22 protein-coding genes are annotated in these 20,995 nt (G+C 71.7%); 15 read left to right on the top strand and 7 right to left on the bottom strand.

Annotation, left to right across the window (positions count from 1 at the left end):
* Positions 1-354: 354 nt before the first annotated feature.
* A complete protein-coding gene (locus tag OG361_RS30945; protein ID WP_405858727.1) occupies positions 355-804 on the top strand; it encodes a VOC family protein in 450 nt (149 codons plus the stop codon).
* On the opposite strand, the gene OG361_RS30940 is transcribed toward OG361_RS30945, so the two are convergent.
* Both OG361_RS30940 and OG361_RS30935 read right to left on the bottom strand, forming a co-directional pair.
* Complete coding sequence (locus OG361_RS30940) at positions 705-1,472, bottom strand: helix-turn-helix domain-containing protein (RefSeq protein WP_405858725.1); 768 nt, start codon at positions 1,470-1,472, stop codon at positions 705-707. The genes OG361_RS30945 and OG361_RS30940 overlap by 100 nt on opposite strands.
* A gap of 28 nt (positions 1,473-1,500) precedes the next feature.
* Positions 1,501-2,652: a YihY/virulence factor BrkB family protein gene (locus tag OG361_RS30935; protein WP_405858723.1), complete on the bottom strand. Its 1,152-nt coding sequence runs from the start codon at positions 2,650-2,652 to the stop codon at positions 1,501-1,503.
* A 17-nt stretch (positions 2,653-2,669) separates the two neighbouring features.
* Between OG361_RS30935 and OG361_RS30930 the strand changes: the two genes are divergently transcribed.
* From OG361_RS30930 to OG361_RS30865, 14 genes are all read left to right on the top strand, one after another.
* Positions 2,670-4,349 carry an acyl-CoA dehydrogenase family protein gene (locus tag OG361_RS30930; RefSeq protein ID WP_405858721.1) on the top strand — a complete coding sequence of 560 codons (1,680 nt, stop codon included), beginning with the start codon at positions 2,670-2,672 and terminating at the stop codon, positions 4,347-4,349.
* 371 nt (positions 4,350-4,720) lie between these two features.
* On the top strand, positions 4,721-6,013 hold the full coding sequence (locus OG361_RS30925; protein WP_405858719.1) for a GAF domain-containing protein: 1,293 nt from the start codon (positions 4,721-4,723) through the stop codon (positions 6,011-6,013).
* 134 nt (positions 6,014-6,147) lie between these two features.
* Complete coding sequence (locus OG361_RS30920) at positions 6,148-6,717, top strand: GNAT family N-acetyltransferase (RefSeq protein WP_405858717.1); 570 nt, start codon at positions 6,148-6,150, stop codon at positions 6,715-6,717.
* Positions 6,718-6,954: 237 nt separating this feature from the next.
* The gene (locus OG361_RS30915; protein ID WP_312846743.1) at positions 6,955-7,038 is read left to right on the top strand and encodes a putative leader peptide; all 84 of its coding nucleotides are present in this window, start codon (positions 6,955-6,957) and stop codon (positions 7,036-7,038) included.
* A gap of 126 nt (positions 7,039-7,164) precedes the next feature.
* Positions 7,165-8,862 (top strand): nitrite/sulfite reductase, encoded by a 1,698-nt coding sequence (locus tag OG361_RS30910; RefSeq protein ID WP_405858715.1) that lies wholly within the window; start codon positions 7,165-7,167, stop codon positions 8,860-8,862.
* Positions 8,859-9,038 (top strand): hypothetical protein, encoded by a 180-nt coding sequence (locus OG361_RS30905; protein ID WP_384570392.1) that lies wholly within the window; start codon positions 8,859-8,861, stop codon positions 9,036-9,038. The genes OG361_RS30910 and OG361_RS30905 overlap by 4 nt, the downstream gene beginning before the upstream one ends.
* On the top strand, positions 9,035-9,751 hold the full coding sequence (locus OG361_RS30900; protein WP_405858712.1) for a phosphoadenylyl-sulfate reductase: 717 nt from the start codon (positions 9,035-9,037) through the stop codon (positions 9,749-9,751). Before OG361_RS30905 ends, OG361_RS30900 begins: the two co-directional genes overlap by 4 nt.
* A complete protein-coding gene (gene cysC / locus OG361_RS30895; protein ID WP_384570397.1) occupies positions 9,751-10,329 on the top strand; it encodes an adenylyl-sulfate kinase in 579 nt (192 codons plus the stop codon). Before OG361_RS30900 ends, cysC begins: the two co-directional genes overlap by 1 nt.
* Positions 10,326-11,261, top strand: a complete 936-nt coding sequence (gene cysD, locus OG361_RS30890) for a sulfate adenylyltransferase subunit CysD (protein ID WP_384570400.1) — start codon at positions 10,326-10,328, stop codon at positions 11,259-11,261. The genes cysC and cysD overlap by 4 nt, the downstream gene beginning before the upstream one ends.
* Positions 11,262-11,263: 2 nt before the next feature.
* Positions 11,264-12,613, top strand: a complete 1,350-nt coding sequence (locus tag OG361_RS30885) for a sulfate adenylyltransferase subunit 1 (protein WP_405858710.1) — start codon at positions 11,264-11,266, stop codon at positions 12,611-12,613.
* A gap of 203 nt (positions 12,614-12,816) precedes the next feature.
* A complete protein-coding gene (locus OG361_RS30880; RefSeq protein WP_384570406.1) occupies positions 12,817-13,926 on the top strand; it encodes an aliphatic sulfonate ABC transporter substrate-binding protein in 1,110 nt (369 codons plus the stop codon).
* Between the two features lie 68 nt (positions 13,927-13,994).
* Positions 13,995-14,789, top strand: coding sequence for an ABC transporter ATP-binding protein (locus OG361_RS30875; RefSeq protein WP_384570409.1), 795 nt, complete (start codon positions 13,995-13,997; stop codon positions 14,787-14,789).
* Positions 14,776-15,678: an ABC transporter permease gene (locus tag OG361_RS30870; protein ID WP_384570412.1), complete on the top strand. Its 903-nt coding sequence runs from the start codon at positions 14,776-14,778 to the stop codon at positions 15,676-15,678. Before OG361_RS30875 ends, OG361_RS30870 begins: the two co-directional genes overlap by 14 nt.
* Before the next feature lie 8 nt (positions 15,679-15,686).
* The gene (locus OG361_RS30865) at positions 15,687-16,433 is read left to right on the top strand and encodes a sirohydrochlorin chelatase (RefSeq protein ID WP_405858708.1); all 747 of its coding nucleotides are present in this window, start codon (positions 15,687-15,689) and stop codon (positions 16,431-16,433) included.
* Positions 16,434-16,499: 66 nt separating this feature from the next.
* Here OG361_RS30865 and OG361_RS30860 read toward each other — a convergent pair whose 3' ends face one another.
* The 5 genes from OG361_RS30860 to OG361_RS30840 all read right to left on the bottom strand — a co-directional run bounded on the left by OG361_RS30860 (position 16,500) and on the right by OG361_RS30840 (position 20,975).
* The gene (locus OG361_RS30860; protein WP_405858706.1) at positions 16,500-17,126 is read right to left on the bottom strand and encodes a DsbA family protein; all 627 of its coding nucleotides are present in this window, start codon (positions 17,124-17,126) and stop codon (positions 16,500-16,502) included.
* Between the two features lie 74 nt (positions 17,127-17,200).
* On the bottom strand, positions 17,201-17,755 hold the full coding sequence (locus OG361_RS30855) for a DUF1697 domain-containing protein (protein WP_405858704.1): 555 nt from the start codon (positions 17,753-17,755) through the stop codon (positions 17,201-17,203).
* A 141-nt stretch (positions 17,756-17,896) separates the two neighbouring features.
* Positions 17,897-19,195, bottom strand: coding sequence for an ABC transporter substrate-binding protein (locus OG361_RS30850; protein WP_405858702.1), 1,299 nt, complete (start codon positions 19,193-19,195; stop codon positions 17,897-17,899).
* Complete coding sequence (locus tag OG361_RS30845) at positions 19,192-20,034, bottom strand: carbohydrate ABC transporter permease (RefSeq protein WP_405858700.1); 843 nt, start codon at positions 20,032-20,034, stop codon at positions 19,192-19,194. The genes OG361_RS30850 and OG361_RS30845 overlap by 4 nt, the downstream gene beginning before the upstream one ends.
* Positions 20,031-20,975, bottom strand: a complete 945-nt coding sequence (locus OG361_RS30840) for a carbohydrate ABC transporter permease (protein WP_405858698.1) — start codon at positions 20,973-20,975, stop codon at positions 20,031-20,033. The genes OG361_RS30845 and OG361_RS30840 overlap by 4 nt, the downstream gene beginning before the upstream one ends.
* Positions 20,976-20,995 lie beyond the last annotated feature (20 nt).

Here is a 20,995-nt window from a genome sequence, read left to right as displayed (position 1 = left end):
CCTTCAAGGGGCGGCCCCGGCGCTGAAAGACAGAGAAGTGAGGTCAGCCGGTGGCCGCGGAGGTGGTGTGGATGAACGTCCGCGTGTGGGCGAGGCCCTTCGTGACAACAGCCATCGGTCACACCTCCTGTGTCTTTGCGCGATCTTGTACGGGAGCCACCGTAGCGGGAGCCTCCCGGAACGCGCCACGGGTTTTGTCGCGGCGAATTTCTCCGACGCGGGCCGGCACGGGCGCAGACGCGGGCGGGGGCGGGGGCGGGGCGGGCGGGGACGGACGCGGCCGGGCGCACGACTCCGGGCCCGCGTCCGATTCGTACAAGACCCGGCGGCCCGGCACCGCCTAGCGTTCGACGCATGGACACAACACCCCGAATCGCACCTCGGCTGGACCTCGTCGGTGTGGTGGTCTCCGACATGGCCGCCTCGCTCGCCTTCTACCGCCGTCTCGGCCTGGAGATCCCGGCGGGGGCGGAGACCGCCCCGCACGTGGAGGCCGCCCTGCCCGGCGGGCTGCGGATCGCCTGGGACACGGAGGAGACCGTGCGCTCCTTCGATCCCTCCTGGACGCGCCCCGAGGGCGGGAACCGGATCGAGCTCGCCTTCCGGTGCGCCGCGCCGGAGGACGTGGACGCGGTGTACGAGGAGCTCGTCGGCGCGGGTCACGGCGGGCATCTGAAGCCCTGGGACGCGGTCTGGGGCCAGCGTTACGCGGTGGTCACCGACCCGGACGGCAACGGCGTCTCGCTCTTCGCGGACGCGCCCGCGGCACCCGCGCCTCCAGCGACAACCAAGGACGCCGTGTAGGCGCTGAGCGTCATGCCGGCCAGGGCCCTCGTCTCGCGCGCGAGATGGGCCTGGTCGGCGCAGCCCGCGCGGAGGGCGGCCGCCGCGTACGGCACCCCGGCCCGGACCAGGGTCAGCGCGCGCTGGATCCGGAGGATGCGGGCGAGGGTCTTGGGGCCGTAGCCGAAGGCCTCAAGGGACCGCCGGTGCAGCTGCCGGGCGCCGAGCCCGACCGCGTCGGCGGTCTCGGCGACCGGGCGGCCCGCGTCCAGGCGGGCCACGACGGCCCGCAGCAGCGGGTCGGGCGCCGGGGCGCCGGCCGCTCTGCGCAGGGCCAGGTCCTCCAGGGCGGCGGCCGGGTCGGGGGCCTCCGCGATCCGTTCGCCGAGCCGTCGTGCCTCACCGCCCCACAGCTCGGCGAGGGCGACCCGCCGGTCGCGCAGTTCGTGGGCCGGTACGCCGAGGATGCCGGGGGCGTCCCCGGGGGCGAAGCGGATCCCGGCGTACCGCGTGGCGGTCTCCCCCGGTACGTACGCCGTGGTGTCGGGTCCGGCGACGAGGAGGCTGCCGTCGGCCCAGATCAGGTCCATGCAGCCGTCGGGCAGCACGGGACGGACCGGCTCCGCCCGGCGGAGGGCCCGGGTCCACAGGACGGCTCCGTCGAGCAGGGCGGGGTGCTCCTCGTACACGCTTCGAGCGTACGCGGGGAGCCGGGCGTCAGTCCTTCTCCCAGCCCGAGTGGATGCGCGACTTGACGTCGTCCGGGGGCAGGAACTTGGACCAGCGCTCGGGGAACTCGGAGGGCATGTCCGGGTCGTCCTCGTCGACGTCGTCGGCCTCCGCGCGGACGCGGGCGACGAGTTCCGCCGCCTGGACGGCGCGGGCCCGCTCGTTGGCCTCGCGGGCGGCGGCGGTGGCGACGGAGGGCCAGACGCGGTCGATGGCCGCGTTCACCGCCGCGCCGACGAGGACCGCGAAGGCCGAGATGCCGATCCAGAGGAGGACGGCGATGGGGGCGGCGAGGGAGCCGTAGATGGTCGGCCCCTCGACCTGGCTGGTGAGGTAGATGCGCAGCAGGAAGCTGCCGAGGACCCACATGCCGAGGGCGACGAGGGCACCGGGGATGTCCTCGATCCACGGCGACCTCACGGGTACGGACACGTGGTAGAGCGTCGTGAGGAAGGCGATGGAGAGCAGGATGACCGCCGGCCAGTACAGGACGGCGACGACTTCCGTACCCCAGGGCACGAGTTCGACGACCCGGTCGGGTCCGACGACGGCGAGCGGCAGGACGACGGCGCCGATGATCAGCGCCACGATGTAGAGCAGGAAGGCGAGGAGCCGGGTCTTGACGATGCCGCGGTGGCCGTCGAGTCCGTACATGACGGTGATGGTGTCGATGAAGACGTTCACCGCGCGCGATCCGGACCAGAGGGCGATGGCAAAGCCGAGCGAGACCAGTTCCGGCCGTTTGCCCTGGGTGACGTCGTCCAGGAGCGGTTTGGCGATGTCGTGGACCCCCCGGTCGGAGAGGACCGTTCCGGCGGCGCGGAGGATGTTCTCCTCGATGCTCGCGACGGTGTCGGTGTTGGTCCAGTCGTCGGCGTAGCCGAGGAGGGCGATCAGGCCGAGGAGCAGGGGCGGCAGCGACAGCAGGGTGAAGAACGCGGCCTCGGCGGCGAGGCCGAGGATCCGGTACTCGATGCACGAGTTGACGGTGTCCTTGAGGAGCAGCCAGACCATCTTCCGCTTGGAGACGTTGCGGTAGAGGACGCGCGCTCGGTGGAGCCTGCTCCAGGGCCGCCGCTCGGACCGATCCGGCCGGTCGGGCCCCTCGGGCCGTTCGGGTGTTTCTCTTGCTGCCTGCACCTGCTTACCGTATCGGCATGGCAGCGAGCACCCACACCGTGACCAACCAGGCTCCGCCCCTGGTGGGATACGACGTCTTCACCGAAGATCGGACGCTGGCGGAGGCCGTCGAGCGGCACCTCGCGCCCGGCCTCCACGCGGACGCGCGCGAGGAGCTGGCCCTGCTGGGCCGGGCTGCGGGGTCCGAGCAGGTCAGGGAGTGGGGAGAGCTGGCGAACACGTACCCGCCGCGGCTGCGGACCCACGACCGGTACGGGAACCGGATCGACGAGGTCTCCTTCCATCCGGCCTGGCACCGGCTGCTCGGCAAGTCGGTGGGGGCCGGTCTGACGGACGCGTGGGGCCGTCCGGGTGGTCATGTCCGGCGCGCCGCCGGACTCCTGGTGGTGTCGCAGGCGGAGGCGGGACACGTCTGTCCGCTGTCGATGACGCACGCGGCCGTACCGGCGCTGCGCACCGAGCCGGAGCTCGCGGAGGTGTGGGAGCCGGCCGCGACCTCGCACGTGTACGAGCAGGGCCTGCGGCCCGCCGCCGAGAAGGCGGGGGTGCTGCTCGGGATGGCGCTGACGGAGAAGCAGGGCGGCAGCGACGTACGGGCGAACACGACGGAGGCGCGCCCGCTGGCGGCCGACGGGGAGTACGCCCTGACGGGGCACAAGTGGTTCTGCTCGGCGCCGATGTCGGACGCCTTCCTGGTCCTGGCGCAGGCTCCGGCGGGGCTGACCTGCTTCCTGGTGCCGCGGGTCCTCCCGGACGGCTCGCGCAACGCCTTCGCGATCCAGCGGCTGAAGGACAAGCTGGGCAACCGGTCGAACGCCTCCGCCGAGGTGGAGTTCGACGGGACGACCTGGGCGCGCCGGGTCGGCGAGGAGGGGCGCGGGATCCGGTCGGTCATCGGCATGGTCGCGGCGACCCGTCTCGACTGCGTGCTCGGCTCGGCGGCGCTGATGCGGCAGGCGGTGGCGCAGGCCGTGCACCACTGCGCGTACCGCGCGGCCTTCGGCGGGGTGCTGATCGAGAAGCCGCTCATGCGGAACGTCCTCGCGGATCTGGCCCTGGAGTCGGAGGCGGCGACGGTGCTGGCGATGCGGCTGGCGGCGGCGTACGACGCCACCGAAACCGACGGCGCCGGCGAAACCGACGGCGACAGCCACGCCGAACGGGAGCGGGCCCTGCTCCGTATCGCCGTGCCGGTCGCGAAGTACTGGGTGACGAAGCGGTGCACGCCGGTGGTGGCGGAGGCCCTGGAGTGCCTGGGCGGCAACGGGTACGTGGAGGAGTCGGGGCTGCCGCGGCTGCTGCGGGAGTCGCCGCTCAACTCGGTCTGGGAGGGCTCGGGGAACGTCCAGGCGCTCGACGTCCTGCGGGCGCTGCGGACCGAGCCGGCCTCGTTCGACGCCTTCCTGCGGGAGGTGGGCACGGCGCGGGGCGCGGACCACCGGCTCGACCGGGCGATCCGGGAGCTGCTGGTCGAACTGGCCGACCTGGAGGGGGTCGAGGCGCGGGCGCGGCGGCTGGTGGAGCGGATGGCGCTGGTGCTCCAGGGTTCGCTGCTCGTCCGGTGGGCGCCGCCGGAGGTGGCGGACGCGTTCTGCGCGTCGCGGCTCGGCGGGGACGGGGGGTCGACGTTCGGGACGCTGCCGCACACCCTGGACCTGCGGGCGGTGGTGGAGCGGGCGCGGGTGTCGTCGCTCTGAGCCCTCGCGCACGTCGACAAGCCGTCTGAGCCCTCGCGCACGCCGTACGGGTCGTGTGTGCGGGCCGTGTGAGCCCTCGCGCACGCCGTACGGGTCGTGGGGGGCGAAGTGTTGAGCCGCGCGTACCAGGGGTGGACCGTCAGGGTCGGCACGCGCGGAGAGCGGGGGTGGTGCTGCGCCGACACGGCACCACCCACCGCTCGGACCACCCTCACGCACGGGGGCGGGGGATCGCCAGAGTTGCAAAGGGTTGCAGGATTACCCGAACCGGGCCTCGCCGGGCGGCCCCGACCGGCACGATGGGCACCGACACTCCGGACATCTGCCGTGTGCAGAACCGATACAGCACCCCGGGTGGCTGGGAGAGACCGATGAAGAACACGCAGCTCGACATGAAGCGGCTGGCCGCCATGGACGCGGCCCAGGCCGCCCGGCTGCTGCACCGGGTCCGCGAGGAGACCCTGGCGGGCCGTACGCCACCGATCGCGCCCCGCGCGGTGATCGACGCGTCCTGGCAGCGGATGGCCCGGCTGGGGCTCGACCCCGACCAGGGCACGAGCAGTGTGCTGCTCCAGCGGGACGAGCTGGAGGAGCGGCGCAGGAGCACGCTCCTCTCCGAGGTGATGCAGACGCTGAGCGGCGGGCTCGCCGGCATCGCCGACACCTCTCTCCAGATCATGGTGGTCACCGACGAGCAGGGCCGGGTGCTGTGGCGCCAGGGGAACCTCTCGGTGATGCGGCACGCGAACGGCATCTGCCTGGAGGAGGGCGCCGCCTGGACCGAGCACACGACCGGGACGAACGCGGTCGGCACGGCGCTCGCCATGGGCCGGGCGGTGCAGGTGCACTCCGCCGAGCACTACGTGCACACGCTGCACAACTGGACCTGTGCCGCCGCGCCCGTGCACGACCCGCGTGATCAGCGGCTCCTGGGGATCCTCGACGTGAGCGGTCCCGCGTCCAGCTTCCACCCGGCGATGCTGCCCCTGGTCGCCTCGGTCGCCCAGCTCGCCGAGGCCGAGATGAGGGACCGGCACCGGCGTTCGGTCGAGCGGCTGCGGGCGGTGGCCGCGCCGATCCTGTGCCGGGTGGGCGGCCGGGCCGTCGCGGTGGACACCCACGGCTGGACGGCGGCGGTGACCGGTCTCGCGCCGGTGGACCGGGTCGCGCTGCCCAAGTCCTTCCGGGCCGGTCGGGTGTGGCTGCCCTCGCTCGGCGTGTGCGCGGTGGAGCCGCTGCCGGGCGGCTGGCTGCTGCGGGTCGAGGAGGAGGCGCTGCCGGCGGAACCTGGCGCGGAAGCCGCGAGCCGGGTGGTCCTCGACCTGAGCCGGCCGCGCCGCTGGACGGTGGCCGTCTCGGGGGTGGCGGGCAGCTGGCAGCAGGAGCTCAGCCCCCGGCACGCGGAGCTCCTCTATGTACTGGCCCTGCACCGCGACGGGCGGACGGCGGCGGAGCTCGCGGACGACGTCTTCGGGGACCGTACGAGGACGGTGACCGTACGGGCGGAGATGTCCCGGGTCCGACGGAACCTGGCGGGGGTCCTGGCGCACCGCCCGTACCGCTTCCGGGAGGAGGTCGAGGTGGAGGTCCTGCGCCCGGAGCGCCCGGCGGACCTGCTGCCGCACTCGACGGCCCCGGCGGTCCGGGCTGCGGCGAAGGCGTAGGAGGGGAGCGGGTAGGGGGTAGGGGGTAGGGGGTGTCCACCATGCGGACGTCTGTCTTTCGGCGGAGCCCGCGCGGGCCCCGCAAAGGTCGGACGGCCCTGGGAATCTTCCGCTCCGCATGATGCGATGACCCTATGAGCATCACTCTCACCACCTGGTCCCTCGAACAGACCGCGCCGTCCGATCTCCGCCCCTCCTCCGTCCCGGAGGGCGACGACATCACGATCGCGCGGGCCGCCGTCCCCTCGCCGGAGTACAGCCGCTTCCTCTACACCGCGGTCGGCGGCGACATCCGATGGAACGACCGGCTGGCGCTCACGTACAAGCAGTGGCAGGAGATCGTCGACAAGCCGGGGGCCGAGATCTGGGTGGCGTACGACCGGGGGACCCCGGCCGGGTACGTGGAGCTCGACCCGCAGCCCGACGGGGTCGTCGAGATCGTCTACTTCGGTCTGATCCCCGCGTTCCGGGGGCGCAGGATCGGCGGTCACCTCCTCTCCGAGGGGGTGCGGCGCGCCTGGGACCTGGCCGAGCGCTGGCCCGAGCGGGAGGAGACGCGGCGGGTATGGCTGCACACCTGCTCCCTGGACGGACCGCACGCGATGGCCAACTACGAGCGCCGCGGCTTCCGGCTCTTCGACACGAAGGTGGAGGAGGTCGAGGAGTCGGAGACCCCCGGCCCGTGGCCCGGCGCGCACGCCTGACCCACCGCCCGACCCACCGCCCGACCCACTGCCGGACCCACTGCCTCACCCACCGCCCGCCCCCACCGCCCGATCCGCTGCCCGACCGCATCGCCGACCCGCGGAAACCGCGTAAAGGGGCCCCGACAGGGCCCCTTTCACGTGACCCAGAACACAGCGTCTTGCCCACCGAGACGACTTTGTCCATATCCTGGACGATGCTGGACTGAGTCCAAAGTCCCGTGACACGCTTCCGTCATGTCTGGAACTGGAACTGCCTTGGTGAGTCGGCGGCACGTCGACCTCGGCCGCATGTCCAGCGCCATCTGTCCGGCGCGCTGAGACCACCAGCACCGCCGCGATATCTCTTCTGCCCGACCCTGCTGCGCACTGACGCGCCACCCTCTGACCTCAGCGCGAGTGTGCAGGTCAGAGCCGCCCTCTCGCAGTCCCGAAGGACAAGACGCCATGGCCGCCACCCCGGAAAACCCCACTCCCGCCGCCGCCCGCCGCAAGACCGGGCGCCACCGTGGCGAGGGTCAGTGGGCCGTGGGGCACTTCACCCCGCTGAACGGCAATGAGCAGTTCAAGAAGGACGACGACGGTCTCAATGTACGGACACGCATTGAGACGGTCTATTCGAAGCGCGGTTTCGACTCCATCGACCCCAACGACCTGCGCGGACGCATGCGCTGGTGGGGCCTCTACACCCAGCGCAAGCAGGGTCTGGACGGCACCAAGACGGGCGTTCTGGAGCCGGAGGAGCTGGACGACGAGTACTTCATGCTCCGGGTCCGCATCGACGGCGGCCGGCTGACCACCGCCCAGCTCCGGGTGATCGGTGAGATCTCCGAGGAGTTCGCGCGCGGCACGGCCGACATCACGGACCGGCAGAACGTCCAGTACCACTGGATCCGCATCGAGGACGTCCCCGAGATCTGGAACCGCCTGGAGGCGGTCGGCCTGTCGACCACCGAGGCCTGCGGTGACACCCCGCGTGTCGTCCTCGGCTCGCCCGTGGCCGGGATCGCCGAGGACGAGATCATCGACGGCACGCCCGCCATCGACGAGATCTACCGGCGGATCGTCGGCAACAAGGACTTCTCCAACCTGCCCCGCAAGTTCAAGTCCGCGATCTCCGGCTCGCCGCTGCTCGACGTGGCGCACGAGATCAACGACATCGCGTTCGTCGGCGTGCGTCACCCGGAGCACGGCCCCGGCTTCGACGTGTGGGTCGGCGGCGGGCTCTCCACCAACCCCAAGCTCGGCGTCCGGCTCGGCACCTGGGTCTCGCTCGACGAGGTCCCGGACGTCTACGAGGGCGTCATCTCGATCTTCCGCGACTACGGCTACCGCCGGCTGCGCAACCGCGCCCGCCTGAAGTTCCTCGTCGCCGACTGGGGCCCGGAGAAGTTCCGCCAGGTCCTGGAGGACGAGTACCTCAAGCGCAAGCTGACGGACGGCCCCGCCCCGGAGCAGCCCGCCGGCCAGTGGCGCGACCACGTCGGTGTCCACCGTCAGAACGACGGCCGGTTCTACGTCGGCTTCGCGCCGCGCGTCGGCCGGGTCGACGGCGCCACCCTGACGAAGATCGCCGAGATCGCCGAGGCGCACGGCTCGGGCCGCGTCCGCACCACCGCCGAGCAGAAGATGCTCGTCCTCGACATCGAGGAGGCGCAGGTCGAGGGGATCGTCTCCGCCCTGGAGTCGATGGACCTGCGCGTCACCCCGTCGCCCTTCCGGCGCGGCACGATGGCCTGCACCGGCATCGAGTTCTGCAAGCTCGCGATCGTCGAGACGAAGGGCCGCGGCGCCTCGCTCATCGACGAACTGGAGCGCCGGATCCCGGAGTTCGACGAGCCGCTGACGATCAACATCAACGGCTGCCCGAACGCCTGCGCCCGCATCCAGGTCGCGGACATCGGTCTCAAGGGCCAGCTGGTCCTGGACGACGAGGGCAACCGCGTCGAGGGCTACCAGGTGCACCTGGGCGGCGCGCTCGGTCTGGAGGCCGGCTTCGGCCGCAAGGTCCGCGGCCTCAAGGTCACCGCCACCGAGCTCCCGGACTACGTGGAGCGGGTCCTCAAGCGCTTCCAGGCGGAGCGCGAGGACGGCGAGCGTTTCGCGACCTGGACGGCGCGCGCCTCCGAGGAGGCGCTGTCATGAGCGAGCGTGCGGCCCCCTTCTTCTGCCCCTACTGCGGGGACGAGGACCTGCGTCCGAACGAGCAGGGTCACGGCGCCTGGGAATGCGCCGCGTGCAGCCGAGCCTTCCAGTTGAAGTTCCTGGGGCTGCTCGCCCCCGGCACTTCGGGTAAAACCCCTGGGAGGGAAGAGATATGACGGTCACCCAGATCGAGCAGGACGCCACCGCCGCCGACCTCAAGGCACTCGCCGAGCAGGCCGGCCGCGACCTGGAGGACGCCTCCCCGCTGGAGATCCTCCGGTGGGCCGTGGACACCTTCGGTGCGGGCTTCTGCGTCACCTCCTCCATGGAGGACGCGGTCGTCGCCCACCTGGCCTCCCGGGTCCGGCCCGGCGTGGACGTCGTCTTCCTCGACACGGGCTACCACTTCGAGGAGACCATCGGCACCCGGGACGCCGTCGACGCCGTCATGGACGTCAAGGTCATCACCCTGACCCCGCGTCAAACGGTGGCCGAGCAGGACGCCGAGCACGGTCCCGAGCTGCACGACCGCAACCCCGACCTGTGCTGCGCGCTGCGCAAGGTCAAGCCGCTGGAGGAGGGCCTGACCGCGTACCGCGCGTGGGCCACCGGCCTGCGCCGCGACGAGTCCCCGACCCGGGCGAACACCCCGGTCGTCGGCTGGGACGAGAAGCGGCAGAAGGTCAAGGTCTCCCCCATCGCCCGCTGGACGCAGGACGACGTCGACGCGTACGTCGCGGAGCACGGAGTCCTCACCAACCCGCTCCTGATGGACGGTTACGCCTCCGTCGGCTGCGCCCCCTGCACCCGCCGCGTCCTGGAGGGCGAGGACGCCCGCGCCGGACGCTGGGCGGGCCGCGCCAAGACCGAATGCGGGCTGCACGGCTGATGACCCCCACCCCTCAGACCTCCCACACCTCCCAGGAGAACCACGTGACCGGTGCCACCATCTGGCTCACCGGCCTGCCGAGCGCCGGAAAGACCACCATCGCGTACGAGCTGGCCGGCCGCCTCCGCGACGAGGGCCACCGCGTCGAGATCCTCGACGGCGACGAGATCCGCGAGTTCCTCTCCGCGGGCCTCGGCTTCACCCGCGAGGACCGGCACACCAACGTGCAGCGCATCGGCTTCGTCGCCGAGCTGCTCGCCTCGCACGGCGTGCAGGTCCTGGTACCGGTCATCGCCCCGTACGCCGACAGCCGCGAGGCGGTCCGCAAGCGCCACCAGGCCGAGGGCACCGCCTTCGTCGAGGTGCACGTGGCCACCCCGGTGGAGGTCTGCTCGGTCCGCGACGTGAAGGGCCTCTACGCCAAGCAGGCCGCGGGCGAGATCAGCGGCCTCACCGGCGTCGACGACCCGTACGAGGCCCCCGAGACGCCCGATCTGCGGATCGAGTCCCAGAACCAGACCGTGCAGGAGTCCGCGGCGCAGCTCCACGCGCTGCTCACCGAGAGGGGTCTGCTGTGACCACCGCCGTCAACGTCCACGAGGCGACCGACAGCCCGTTCGCGCTGTCGCACCTCGACTCCCTGGAGTCGGAGGCCGTCCACATCTTCCGCGAGGTGGCGGGCGAGTTCGAGCGGCCGGTGATCCTCTTCTCCGGCGGCAAGGACTCCATCGTCATGCTGCACCTGGCGCTGAAGGCCTTCGCCCCGGCGCCGGTCCCCTTCACGCTGCTGCACGTCGACACCGGGCACAACTTCCCCGAGGTCCTCGACTACCGCGACCGCGCCGTCGCCCGGCACGGACTGCGACTGCACGTCGCCTCCGTGCAGGAGTACATCGACGCGGGCAAGCTGCGCGAGCGCCCGGACGGCACCCGCAACCCGCTGCAGACCGTCCCGCTGACCGAGGCGATCCAGCAGCACCGCTTCGACGCGGTCTTCGGCGGCGGCCGCCGCGACGAGGAGAAGGCCCGCGCCAAGGAGCGGGTGTTCTCGCTGCGCGACGAGTTCTCGCAGTGGGACCCGCGCCGCCAGCGCCCCGAGCTGTGGCAGCTCTACAACGGCCGCCACGCGCCCGGCGAGCACGTCCGCGTCTTCCCGCTCTCCAACTGGACCGAGCTGGACGTCTGGCAGTACATCGCCCGTGAGGGCATCGAACTGCCGGAGATCTACTTCGCCCACGAGCGCGAGGTCTTCGCCCGCAACGGCATGTGGCTGACCGCCGGCGAGTGGGGCGGCCCGAAGGACACCGAGACGGTCGAGAAGCGGCTCATCCGCTACCGCACCGTCGGCGACATGTCCTGCACCGGCGCCGTCGACTCCGACGCCACCACGCTCGACGCCGTCATCGCCGAGATCGCCGCCTCCCGCCTCACCGAGCGGGGCGCGACCCGCGCCGACGACAAGATGTCCGAGGCCGCGATGGAAGACCGCAAGCGCGAAGGGTACTTCTAGCCATGACGAGCACCACCGAGCAGTTCGCCGAGTTCGCCGACGTCTCGGCGACCACCCTGCTGCGTTTCGCCACCGCCGGCTCCGTCGACGACGGCAAGTCGACCCTCGTGGGCCGTCTCCTGCACGACTCCAAGTCGGTCCTCACCGACCAGCTGGAGGCCGTCGAGGCCGCGTCCATCAAGCGCGGCCAGGAGGCGCCCGACCTGGCGCTCCTCACGGACGGTCTGCGGGCCGAGCGCGAGCAGGGCATCACGATCGACGTGGCCTACCGCTACTTCGCCACCGCCCGCCGCCGCTTCATCCTCGCCGACACCCCCGGGCATGTGCAGTACACCCGGAACATGGTCACCGGCGCCTCGACCGCCGAACTGGCCGTGGTCCTGGTCGACGCCCGCAACGGCGTGGTCGAGCAGACCCGCCGCCACGCCGCCGTCGCCGCGCTGCTCCGCGTCCCGCACGTGGTCCTGGCCGTGAACAAGATGGACCTGGTCGACTACCAGGAGCCCGTCTTCGCCGCGATCGCCGAGGAGTTCACGACGTACGCCTCCGAGCTCGGCGTCCCGGAGATCACCGCGATCCCCATCTCGGCGCTCGCCGGCGACAACGTCGTGGAGCCCTCCGCGAACATGGACTGGTACGGCGGCCCGACGGTCCTGGAGCACCTGGAGACGGTCCCGGTCAGCCATGACCTGACGGCCTGCCACGCGCGGTTCCCGGTGCAGTACGTGATCCGCCCGCAGACCGCCGAGCACCCCGACTACCGGGGCTACGCGGGCCAGATCGCGGCCGGCGCCTTCCGGGTCGGCGAGGAGATCATCGTCCTGCCGTCGGGGAGGACCTCCACGATCAGCGGGATCGACGCGCTCGGCGAGTCCGTGGACATCGCCTGGGCCCCGCAGTCGGTCACGATCCGGCTCGCCGACGACATCGACATCTCGCGCGGCGACCTGCTCGCCCCGGTCGGTGACGCCCCGGCGACCAGCCAGGACGTCGAGGCGACGGTCTGCCACGTGGCCGACCAGCCGCTCGCCGTGGGCCAGCGGGTGCTGCTCAAGCACACGACCCGCACGGTCAAGGCGATCGTCAAGGAGATCCCCTCGCGGCTGACCCTGGACGATCTCTCCCAGCACCCGAACCCCGGGCAGCTGGTCGCCAACGACATAGGGAGGGTCGTCGTGCGCACGGCCGAGCCGCTCGCGCTCGACGCGTACGCGGACTCCCGCCGTACCGGTTCGTTCCTGCTGATCGACCCGGCGGACGGCACCACACTCGCGGCCGGCATGGCGGGCGAGTCCTTCGCCACCAGCAAGGCCGTGGCAGTCGTAGAGGACGAGGAAGGGTGGGACTTCTGATGTACCAGAACATCTTCGCCACCTTCGCGAAGGAGGGCGGCCGGGTGGGCTCCGGTGCCCTCGGCGCGGGCCGGGGAGGTGTGGCGCGATGTGCGTGCTGACCTCGATGCGCCGCGTGAGCGGCGCGACACGGCTCCACCCGCTCCACCCCGAAAAACACAAACGCAGACTTCGCAGAAGTTGAATCGAGGGGAACACCTCCCGTGCCTGCCACCACCCGTACCACCCTGCGCCGCGGCCTGGCCGCCGCCGCCGCCCTGCCGCTGCTGATCGGCGCACTCGCCTCCTGCGGCTACGGCTCCGACGCCAAGAACGACGAGAAGAAGGTGGCCGCCGAGGGCGAGAAGCTCTCCGCCGACACCGTACGGCTCGGGTACTTCCCCAACCTCACGCACGCCACCGCGCTCGTCGGTGACCAGGAGGGCATCCTCCAGAAGGAGCTGGGCGGTACGAAGCTCGTGCCCACCACCTTCAACGCGGGCCCGTCCGAGATCGAGGCGCTGAACGCGGGCTCGATCGACATCGGCTTCATCGGCCCCTCGCCGTCCATCAACGGCTACGTCAAGACCAAGGGCACCAACCTCCGCATCGTCGGCGGCTCCGCCTCCGGCGGCGTGAAGCTCGTGGTGAACCCGGCCAAGATCAAGACCCTGGACGACCTCAAGGGCAAGAAGATCGCCACCCCGCAGCTCGGCAACACGCAGGACGTGGCCTTCCTCAACTGGATCTCCGAGAAGGGCTGGAAGGTCGACGCCCAGAGCGGCAAGGGCGACGTCTCGGTGGTCCGCACGGACAACAAGGTGACGCCGAACGCCTACGCCTCCGGTGCCATCGACGGCGCCTGGGTGCCGGAGCCGACCGCGTCGAAGCTGGTCGCCGACGGGGCGAAGGTCCTCCTCGACGAGTCCGACCTGTGGCCGGACAAGAAGTTCGTCATCACGAACATCATCGTGTCGCAGAAGTTCCTCACGGCCCACCCGGACGTCGTCGAGGCGTTCCTGCGCGGCGCGGTGAAGACCAACGAGTGGATCAACGCCAACCCGGACAAGGCGAAGGCCTCGGCCAACGCCAAGCTGAAGGACCTCTCGGGCAAGGCCCTGGGCGCGAAGGTCATCGACGCCGCGTGGCCGTCCATCCAGTTCACCAACGACCCGCTGGCGGCCACGCTCCAGTCCCAGGCCGACCACGCGGTGAAGGCCGGTCTCCTGAAGAAGCCCGAGCTGGGCGGCATCTACGACCTGAAGCCGCTCAACAAGGTCCTGAAGGCCGCGGGGCAGCCCGAGGTCTCCGACGCCGGTCTCGGCGTGAAGTAGCCCCCGACCAGTCGGTGCCGGACATCCGTGCAGCAGCCCGAGTTCAGCTTCACCAGGAGGTGACGACCATGGCCACGACCGCGACGCTCGCCAAGGCCGAGGACCGTGCGGCGGTAACCCATGCCGCCCGTATCGAGCATGTCTCCAAGTCCTTCGGCGGACCCGCCGGCGGGCAGCTCGTCCTCGACGACATCTCACTCGATGTCGCCCCCGGCGAGTTCGTCACCCTCCTGGGCGCCTCGGGCTGCGGCAAGTCCACGCTGCTCAACCTGGTCGCCGGGCTCGACCGGCCGTCCGCGGGGTCCATCGAGACCCCCGGCGGCCGGCCGTCCCTGATGTTCCAGGAGCACGCCCTCTTCCCGTGGCTCACCGCGGGCAAGAACATCGAACTGGCCCTGCGGCTGCGCGGGGTGCCCAAGACGGAGCGTCGCGAGGAGGCCGAGCGGCTGCTCGACCTCGTCCGGCTCCGCGGCTCGTACGGCAAGCGGGTCCACGAGCTGTCCGGCGGCATGCGCCAGCGGGTCGCGCTGGCCCGCGCGCTCGCCCAGGACAGCGACCTGCTCCTGATGGACGAGCCGTTCGCCGCGCTCGACGCCATCACCCGGGACGTCCTGCACGACGAGCTGACCCGGATCTGGCGGGAGACGAAGCTGTCGGTGCTCTTCGTCACCCACAACGTGCGCGAGGCCGTGCGGCTGGCCGAGCGCGTCGTCCTCCTCTCGTCCCGGCCGGGCCGGATCGCCCACGAGTGGACGATCGACATTCCTCAGCCGCGCCGTATCGAGGACTCCGACGTCGCGGAGCTGTCCCTCGAGATCACCGAGCACCTGCGTGGGGAGATCCGCCGTCATGGCCAGCACTGAAGCCAGCCCGAAGCCGCCGAAGACACAGAAGAGCGACGACCTGGCCGGCCTTGAGGCCGGTCTGGACGCCCTGGACAGCGTGCAGGTCCGGCGGACCCCGGTCCGTGAGGTCCTGTTCAAGAAGGTGTTCCCGCCGGTCATCGCCGTCGCGCTGATCCTGGTCGTGTGGCAGCTGCTGGTCTGGGGGAAGGTCACCGACGAGTACAAGCTCCCCGCCCCGTCCGCGGTGTGGGACAGCCTGACCACGATGTGGCTGGAGGGCACGCTCCTCGAAGTCCTGTGGACCAGCGTGTCCCGGGCCCTGCTCGGCTTCCTCATGGCGCTCGCCATCGGCACCCCGCTGGGCCTGCTGGTCTCCCGGGTGAAGTTCGTGCGCGCGGCGATCGGCCCGATCCTCTCGGGTCTCCAGTCGCTGCCCTCGGTGGCCTGGGTGGCGCCGGCCGTGCTGTGGCTCGGCCTGAACGACAGCATGATGTTCGCGGTCATCCTGCTCGGTGCCGTCCCGTCGATCGCCAACGGCCTCGTCGCGGGCGTCGACCAGGTCCCGCCGCTCTACCTGCGGGCGGGCCAGACGCTCGGCGCGACCGGGCTCAAGGGCGCCTGGTACATCGTGATGCCGGCCGCGCTCCCCGGCTACCTCGCCGGACTCAAGCAGGGCTGGGCGTTCTCGTGGCGTTCGCTGATGGCCGCCGAGATCATCGCCTCCTCGCCCGACCTGGGGCTCGGCCTCGGCCAGCTCCTGGAGAACGGCCGCAACAACATCGACATGGCGGGCATCTTCCTGGCGATCATCCTGATCCTGGTCGTCGGCATCGCCATCGACCTGCTGATCTTCAGCCCGCTGGAGCGTGCGGTGCTGCGCCGCCGCGGCCTGCTCACGAAGGGCTGAACCACCCCATGAACCGCCCTGTCCTCCTCGTGATCGCCCACGGCAGCCGCGACCCGCGGCACGCGGCGACCGTCCAGGCGCTCGTGCGCCGGGCCGGTGCGCTGCGGCCGGGGCTGCGCGTGGAGACGGCGTTCCTGGACTTCAACCTGCCCTCGGTGACGGGGGTGCTCGACCGGCTCGCCGCCGACGGGGTACGGGACGTGGTGGCGCTGCCGCTGCTGCTGACCCGGGCCTTCCACGCGAAGGCCGACATCCCCGCCGTCCTGCGGCAGGCCCCCGCCTCGCTGCGGATCCGGCAGGCGGAGGTCCTCGGGCCCTCGCCGCTGCTGATCTCGGCGGTGGAACGGCGGCTGTACGAGGCCGGGCTCACGCCCGGCGACAAGAGCTCGACCGGGGTCGTCCTGGCCTCGGCGGGCTCCTCGGACCCGGAGGCGATCGCGGTGATCGCAGAAACGGCGCGGGAGCTGCGGCGCACCGGTTGGTGCTCCGTGCGGCCCGCGTTCGCCTCCGCATCTCTTCCCCGTACGGAGCAGGCGGTCCAGGCCCTCCGTACCGACCCGGGCGTGCGGCGCGTGGCCGTCGCCCCGTACGTGATCGCCCCGGGCAGGCTCCCGGACCGGATCGCCGCCGGCGCGGCCGGGGCGGACGTCCTGGCGGACGTCCTCGGCCCCTCCCCCGAACTGGCCGCGCTGCTCGTGGAGCGGTACGACGGCGCGGTGCGCGCCTCGGAGCGGATGGCCGCGGCGGCCGGCTGAGTCACGCACGCCTGGGCATCGCGAGCCGGCTCGCCGCGTGCGGTCCAGGTCGCGTGTCCGGGCCCGTCAGTCGAAGTCGAGTCCGCCCGTGCGGGTCCTCTTCAGTTCGAAGAGGTCGGGGTGGGCGGCCAGGACGCGGAAGCTGTCGAAGAGTTCGGCCGCCTTCTCGCCGCGCGGGATCGCCCGCAGGACCGGGCCGAACCAGACCGTTCCGTCGACGTGGATCGTAGGCGTGCCGACGTACCCCTCGGCCTCGGGATCCTTGCCCGCGTCGTGGCTGCGGCGGACGGCCTCGTCGTAGGCCGGGTCGTGGGCGGCCGCGGCCAGTTCGGCGGGGAGGCCGAGTTCGGTGAGGGACTCGGCGACGACGGCGTCGAAGTCCTTCTGCTTCTTCTCGTGGATGCGGGTCCCGTACGCGGTGTAGAGCGGGCGCAGGATCTCCTCGCCGTGCCGCTCGGCGGCGGCCGCCGCCACGCGCACCGGGCCGATCGAGGCGTCGACGAGCTCGCGGTACCAGTCGGGCAGGGTGTTGCCCTCGTTGTGGAAGTACAGGCTCATGACCTTGAAGCGGAGGTCGATCGGCCGGTGGCGTTCGACCTCCAGGATCCAGCGGGAGGTGATCCAGGCGAAGGGGCAGGCGGGGTCGAACCAGAAGTCGACGGTGGTGCGGGGCTCGGTCGCGGTAGGCGTCATGGGAGCGAATCTAGCCAGCGGATGGCCTGCCTCCGCGGGCCAATCGACGGCTGTCCGACTGGGCCACTTCGAGGTCAGCCCTCCCTGGTCATCTCCACGAGCTTGACCACGGTGTTCCAGTTGCGGGCCGTTGCCACGAGTCCCTTGACCACGGCGGGGCGAGAGACGACCTCGCCCAGCTTCGAGCGGCCGAGGCCCTCGGGGACGTACAGGTAGAGCACGCGGTCGCCGAGGGCGAACTCCTCCGGGAGGTAAGCCTCCCGGTCGATCGACGCGAAGCGCTCGGGGGCCGCGGGGCCCGAGTAGTAGATGGCGTGCAGCTGCTTGCCCTCCAGCTCGGCGGCCGGGAAGGGGCAGGCCTCGGCGACGGCCGCGAGGTAGTCGCCGTCGCGGACGAGGCAGTCGACGCGGAAGCCGAAGCGGCCCTCGATCGCGTCCTCCAGCTCGGCGGTGAGCTCGTCCTCGGTGCCGGCCGAGTCGGTGGTGAAGACGGCGTTCCCGCTCTGGAGGTGCGTGCGGACGTTCCGGTGCCCGAGGCCTTCGATGACGGAACGGAGCTCCGCCATGGGGACCTTGCGGTGGCCGCTCACATTGATCCCGCGGAGCAGGGCCGCGTATGTCTTCGCCATGGGTTCACCTTAGGTCGGCCACCGCGCCTCGTGGGGGGCGGCACGGTGGCCGGGTCGAACACTGTCCGATGGGAGCGATCCGGGAGAAGACCCTTCACCCATCTGTGACTTATTCAACAAGGTTTCGTAATGACGAATCCATCATTTGCGGTGATAGCGGGCGAGCACCCGATTGCCGTCCTCCACCAGTCGTCTACGCAGCTCCGCCCCGTCGATCGCGCCGCTGTAGTACTCCTGGAAGGCCGGCGTCGCCACCTTGTCCTTCCACTCCGGGTACCCCCGCACCGACTGGGCGGGGGCCGGCCGCAGCCGCTCGGCCACGGCGGCGCCGGTGGCCCAGCCGTCCCGGGCGGTGTGCAGGGAGGGGTCGGCGAGCGCGGCGGTGCCGGTGGGCAGCATCCAGTCGCCGCGCGCGAGCCGCACCATGTTCTCGGGGCGCAGGAAGAAGTCGAGGAAGGCCGCCGCCTCCTTCTTGTACGGGCTGTCCTCGGCGATCGAGAGGGTCTGCGGGGAGACGCCCTGGGCGAGTCCGTCGCTCCCGGCTGGAGCGGGCAGCACGGTCCACTCGAAGCCCTCGGGCGCCTGCTGTGCGATCTGCTGCCGGTAGGCGAAGCCCAGCGGGACCATGGCGTACTTGCCGGCGAAGAGGCCGGGCAGGGTGTCGGAGCCGCCGCTGCCGAGCGTGGTGCGCGGGGCGGTGCGGTCGGTGACGACCTGGTCGTGGATGGTGCCGGGGACGACGGCGTCGGCCTCGGTGAAGCCGACGGTGACCCGGCCGTCGGCCTCCCGGTGGAAGAGCCGGCCGCCGGCCGAGACCCCGAGGTTGAGGCTGACGGAGACGGGTTCCTTGAGCGGCCAGGCGACCGCGTACCGGCCGGGGCCCATGGCGGCGGTGAGCTCCCGGGCGATCCGCCGGAACTCGGTCCAGGTCCAGGGCTTCTCGGGGGTGGGGACGCGGACGCCGGAGGACTCCAGGATCTTCCGGTTGGCGATGATGACCCGCGGTTCCTGGAGGAAGGGGACGCCGTGGATCCCCTCTCCGAAGGTGGTGGTCTCCCAGCTGCGGGCGGGGATGTCGGCGCGCAGCCGCTCGGAGAGCAGCGGGCGCAGGTCGGCGAGGTCGCCGCCGTAGGCGAAGTCGGCCAGGTCGTCGGAGGCGTCGTGGATGATGTCCGGCGCCTCGCCGCCCTCGAAGGAGGTGAGGAGCTGGTCGTGGACGGAGTCCCAGCTGCCCTGGACGTACTCGACCTGGACGTCGGGGTGGGCGGCGTTCCACTCCGCCACGAGCTGTCTGTTGGCGTCGACGGACTCCTTCTGCCAGGCGAGGGACTGGAACCGGAGCCGTACGACGCCGTCGTCGTGTCCCTCGTCCCCGCCGGCGCAGCCGGTGAGGAGCAGGGTGAGCGCGGCGGTGAGGGTGAGGAGCCGTCGTCGTCTCATGACTTCACCGCCCCGGTCAGCATCCCGCCGGTGATCCGTCGTTGGAGGACGGCGAAGACGACGAGGGAGGGCAGGGTGGCGAGGAAGGCCGCGGCGGCCAGCGGGCCGAGGTCGGCGACGCCCTCGGCGCCGAGGAAGTGGGTGAGGACGACCGGCAGGGTCTGCTTCTCGGGGGTCTTGAGCAGGACGAGCGCGAAGAAGAACTCGTTCCACGCGGTGACGAAGGCGAAGAGCGCGGTGGCGACGATGCCGGGGGCGAGCAGCGGGGCGGTGACGGAGACGAGGGTGCGGAGCCGGCCCGCGCCGTCGACGGCCGCTGCCTCCTCCAGCTCGGCGGGGACGGCCCGGACGTACCCCATGAGCATCCAGAGGGCGAAGGGCAGCGACCACACGACGTAGACCATGACGAGGCCGAGGACGCTGTTGATCAGGTGCAGGTTCTTGAGGATCAGGAAGAGCGGGATGATCACCAGGACGAAGGGGAAGGCCTGGCTGATCACGACCCAGCCGGTGGCCGCGCCGGCGAGCCGGCCCCGGTGGCGGGCGGTCACATAGGCGAGCGGGGTGGCGACGGCCACCGCGATCAGGGCCGCGGCGACCGCGGCGACCAGGCTGTTCCCGGCCGCCCTGAGCAGCGGCTGCTCGTCGAAGGCCTGCCGGAAGTTGGCGAGCGTCGGCTCCTCCGGGATCCAGGTGGGGTGGAGCGAGGCCAGCTCGGGGGCGGGCTTGAAGGCGGTGGAGACCAGCCAGAGGAAGGGGAAGGCGAGGAAGACCAGGTAGGCGAGGAGGGCGAGGTACTGGCCGATCCGCGCGGGTCTGCTCGTCCGGAGGGCGCTCACCGGTCCTGGTCCCCTTTCAGCCGGCGTACGAGGGAGAGGGCGATGAGCACCGAGACGGCGGCGACCATCACGCAGCCCATCGCCGCGGCGTAGCCGAACTGGCCGTAGCGGAAGGCCTCCTCGTAGGCGAAGAGCATGGGCAGCCGGGTCCGGCCGCCCGGTCCGCCGCTGGTCAGCACGTAGACCAGGGCGAAGGAGTTGAAGTTCCAGATGAGGTTGAGCGCGGTGATGGCGAGGGCCACGGGTCTCAGCGCGGGCCAGGTGACGGTGCGGAAGCGGCGCCAGGCGCCGGCGCCGTCGAGGGCGGCTGCCTCGTGGAGCTCGTGCGGGGTGTTCTGGAGTCCGGCGAGCAGGGCGACGGTGGTCTGGGGCATGCCGGCCCAGACGCCGACGACGATCACGGCGGGGAGGGCGGTGGCGAGCCCGGAGAGCCAGTCGTGGCCCTGGCCGAGGCCGAGGTTCCGGAGGGTCTCGTTGAGGATGCCCGCGTCGGGGTTGTAGACGAGCCGCCACATGATGCCGACGACGACCTCGGGCATCGCCCAGGGCACGATCGCGAGCGCCCGCGCGAGCCAGCGGAAGCGGAGCTTCTCGTTGAGGAGGAGGGCGAGGCCGAGGGCGAGGAGGAACTGGGGGACGGTGACGCCGACGGCCCAGACCAGGCCGATGCGGAAGGAGTCCCAGAAGAGGGTGTCGTGGAGCAGGTCCTGGAAGTTGAGGGTGCCGACCCACCGGGTGGCCTGCGTGCGGCCGGACTGGGCGTCGGTGAAGGCGAGCGCGACGCCGTAGAGCAGCGGGCCGACGCTGAGGACGAGGATCGGCAGGAGGGCCGGGAGCACCAGGAACCAGGCGCCGAGGTCGGGGCCCCGGGGTCGTGCCGTTCGGACGGTCCGCGCTGTCCGCGTCCCGCCCGGCCGCTTCGTCGCGGTCGCCGAGCTCATCGATCCGACCCCCGTCCGCC

The sequence above is a fragment of the Streptomyces sp. NBC_00090 genome (genome assembly GCF_045160815.1).
In the GTDB taxonomy this organism is placed as follows: domain Bacteria; phylum Actinomycetota; class Actinomycetes; order Streptomycetales; family Streptomycetaceae; genus Streptomyces.
This window is presented reverse-complemented; position numbering and strand designations above follow the sequence as displayed.

Coding starts and splice junctions, on each gene's coding strand:
- OG361_RS30885 (WP_405858710.1), top strand. CDS start 11,264: ATGACGAGCACCACCGAGCAGTTCGCCGAGTTCGCCGACGTCTCGGCG.
- cysC (WP_384570397.1), top strand. CDS start 9,751: ATGACCCCCACCCCTCAGACCTCCCACACCTCCCAGGAGAACCACGTG.
- OG361_RS30840 (WP_405858698.1), bottom strand. CDS start 20,975: ATGAGCTCGGCGACCGCGACGAAGCGGCCGGGCGGGACGCGGACAGCG.
- OG361_RS30905 (WP_384570392.1), top strand. CDS start 8,859: ATGAGCGAGCGTGCGGCCCCCTTCTTCTGCCCCTACTGCGGGGACGAG.
- OG361_RS30865 (WP_405858708.1), top strand. CDS start 15,687: ATGAACCGCCCTGTCCTCCTCGTGATCGCCCACGGCAGCCGCGACCCG.
- OG361_RS30925 (WP_405858719.1), top strand. CDS start 4,721: ATGAAGAACACGCAGCTCGACATGAAGCGGCTGGCCGCCATGGACGCG.
- OG361_RS30860 (WP_405858706.1), bottom strand. CDS start 17,126: ATGACGCCTACCGCGACCGAGCCCCGCACCACCGTCGACTTCTGGTTC.
- OG361_RS30855 (WP_405858704.1), bottom strand. CDS start 17,755: ATGGCGAAGACATACGCGGCCCTGCTCCGCGGGATCAATGTGAGCGGC.
- OG361_RS30870 (WP_384570412.1), top strand. CDS start 14,776: ATGGCCAGCACTGAAGCCAGCCCGAAGCCGCCGAAGACACAGAAGAGC.
- OG361_RS30915 (WP_312846743.1), top strand. CDS start 6,955: ATGTCTGGAACTGGAACTGCCTTGGTGAGTCGGCGGCACGTCGACCTC.
- OG361_RS30900 (WP_405858712.1), top strand. CDS start 9,035: ATGACGGTCACCCAGATCGAGCAGGACGCCACCGCCGCCGACCTCAAG.
- OG361_RS30920 (WP_405858717.1), top strand. CDS start 6,148: ATGAGCATCACTCTCACCACCTGGTCCCTCGAACAGACCGCGCCGTCC.
- OG361_RS30910 (WP_405858715.1), top strand. CDS start 7,165: ATGGCCGCCACCCCGGAAAACCCCACTCCCGCCGCCGCCCGCCGCAAG.
- OG361_RS30945 (WP_405858727.1), top strand. CDS start 355: ATGGACACAACACCCCGAATCGCACCTCGGCTGGACCTCGTCGGTGTG.
- OG361_RS30850 (WP_405858702.1), bottom strand. CDS start 19,195: ATGAGACGACGACGGCTCCTCACCCTCACCGCCGCGCTCACCCTGCTC.
- OG361_RS30875 (WP_384570409.1), top strand. CDS start 13,995: ATGGCCACGACCGCGACGCTCGCCAAGGCCGAGGACCGTGCGGCGGTA.
- OG361_RS30930 (WP_405858721.1), top strand. CDS start 2,670: ATGGCAGCGAGCACCCACACCGTGACCAACCAGGCTCCGCCCCTGGTG.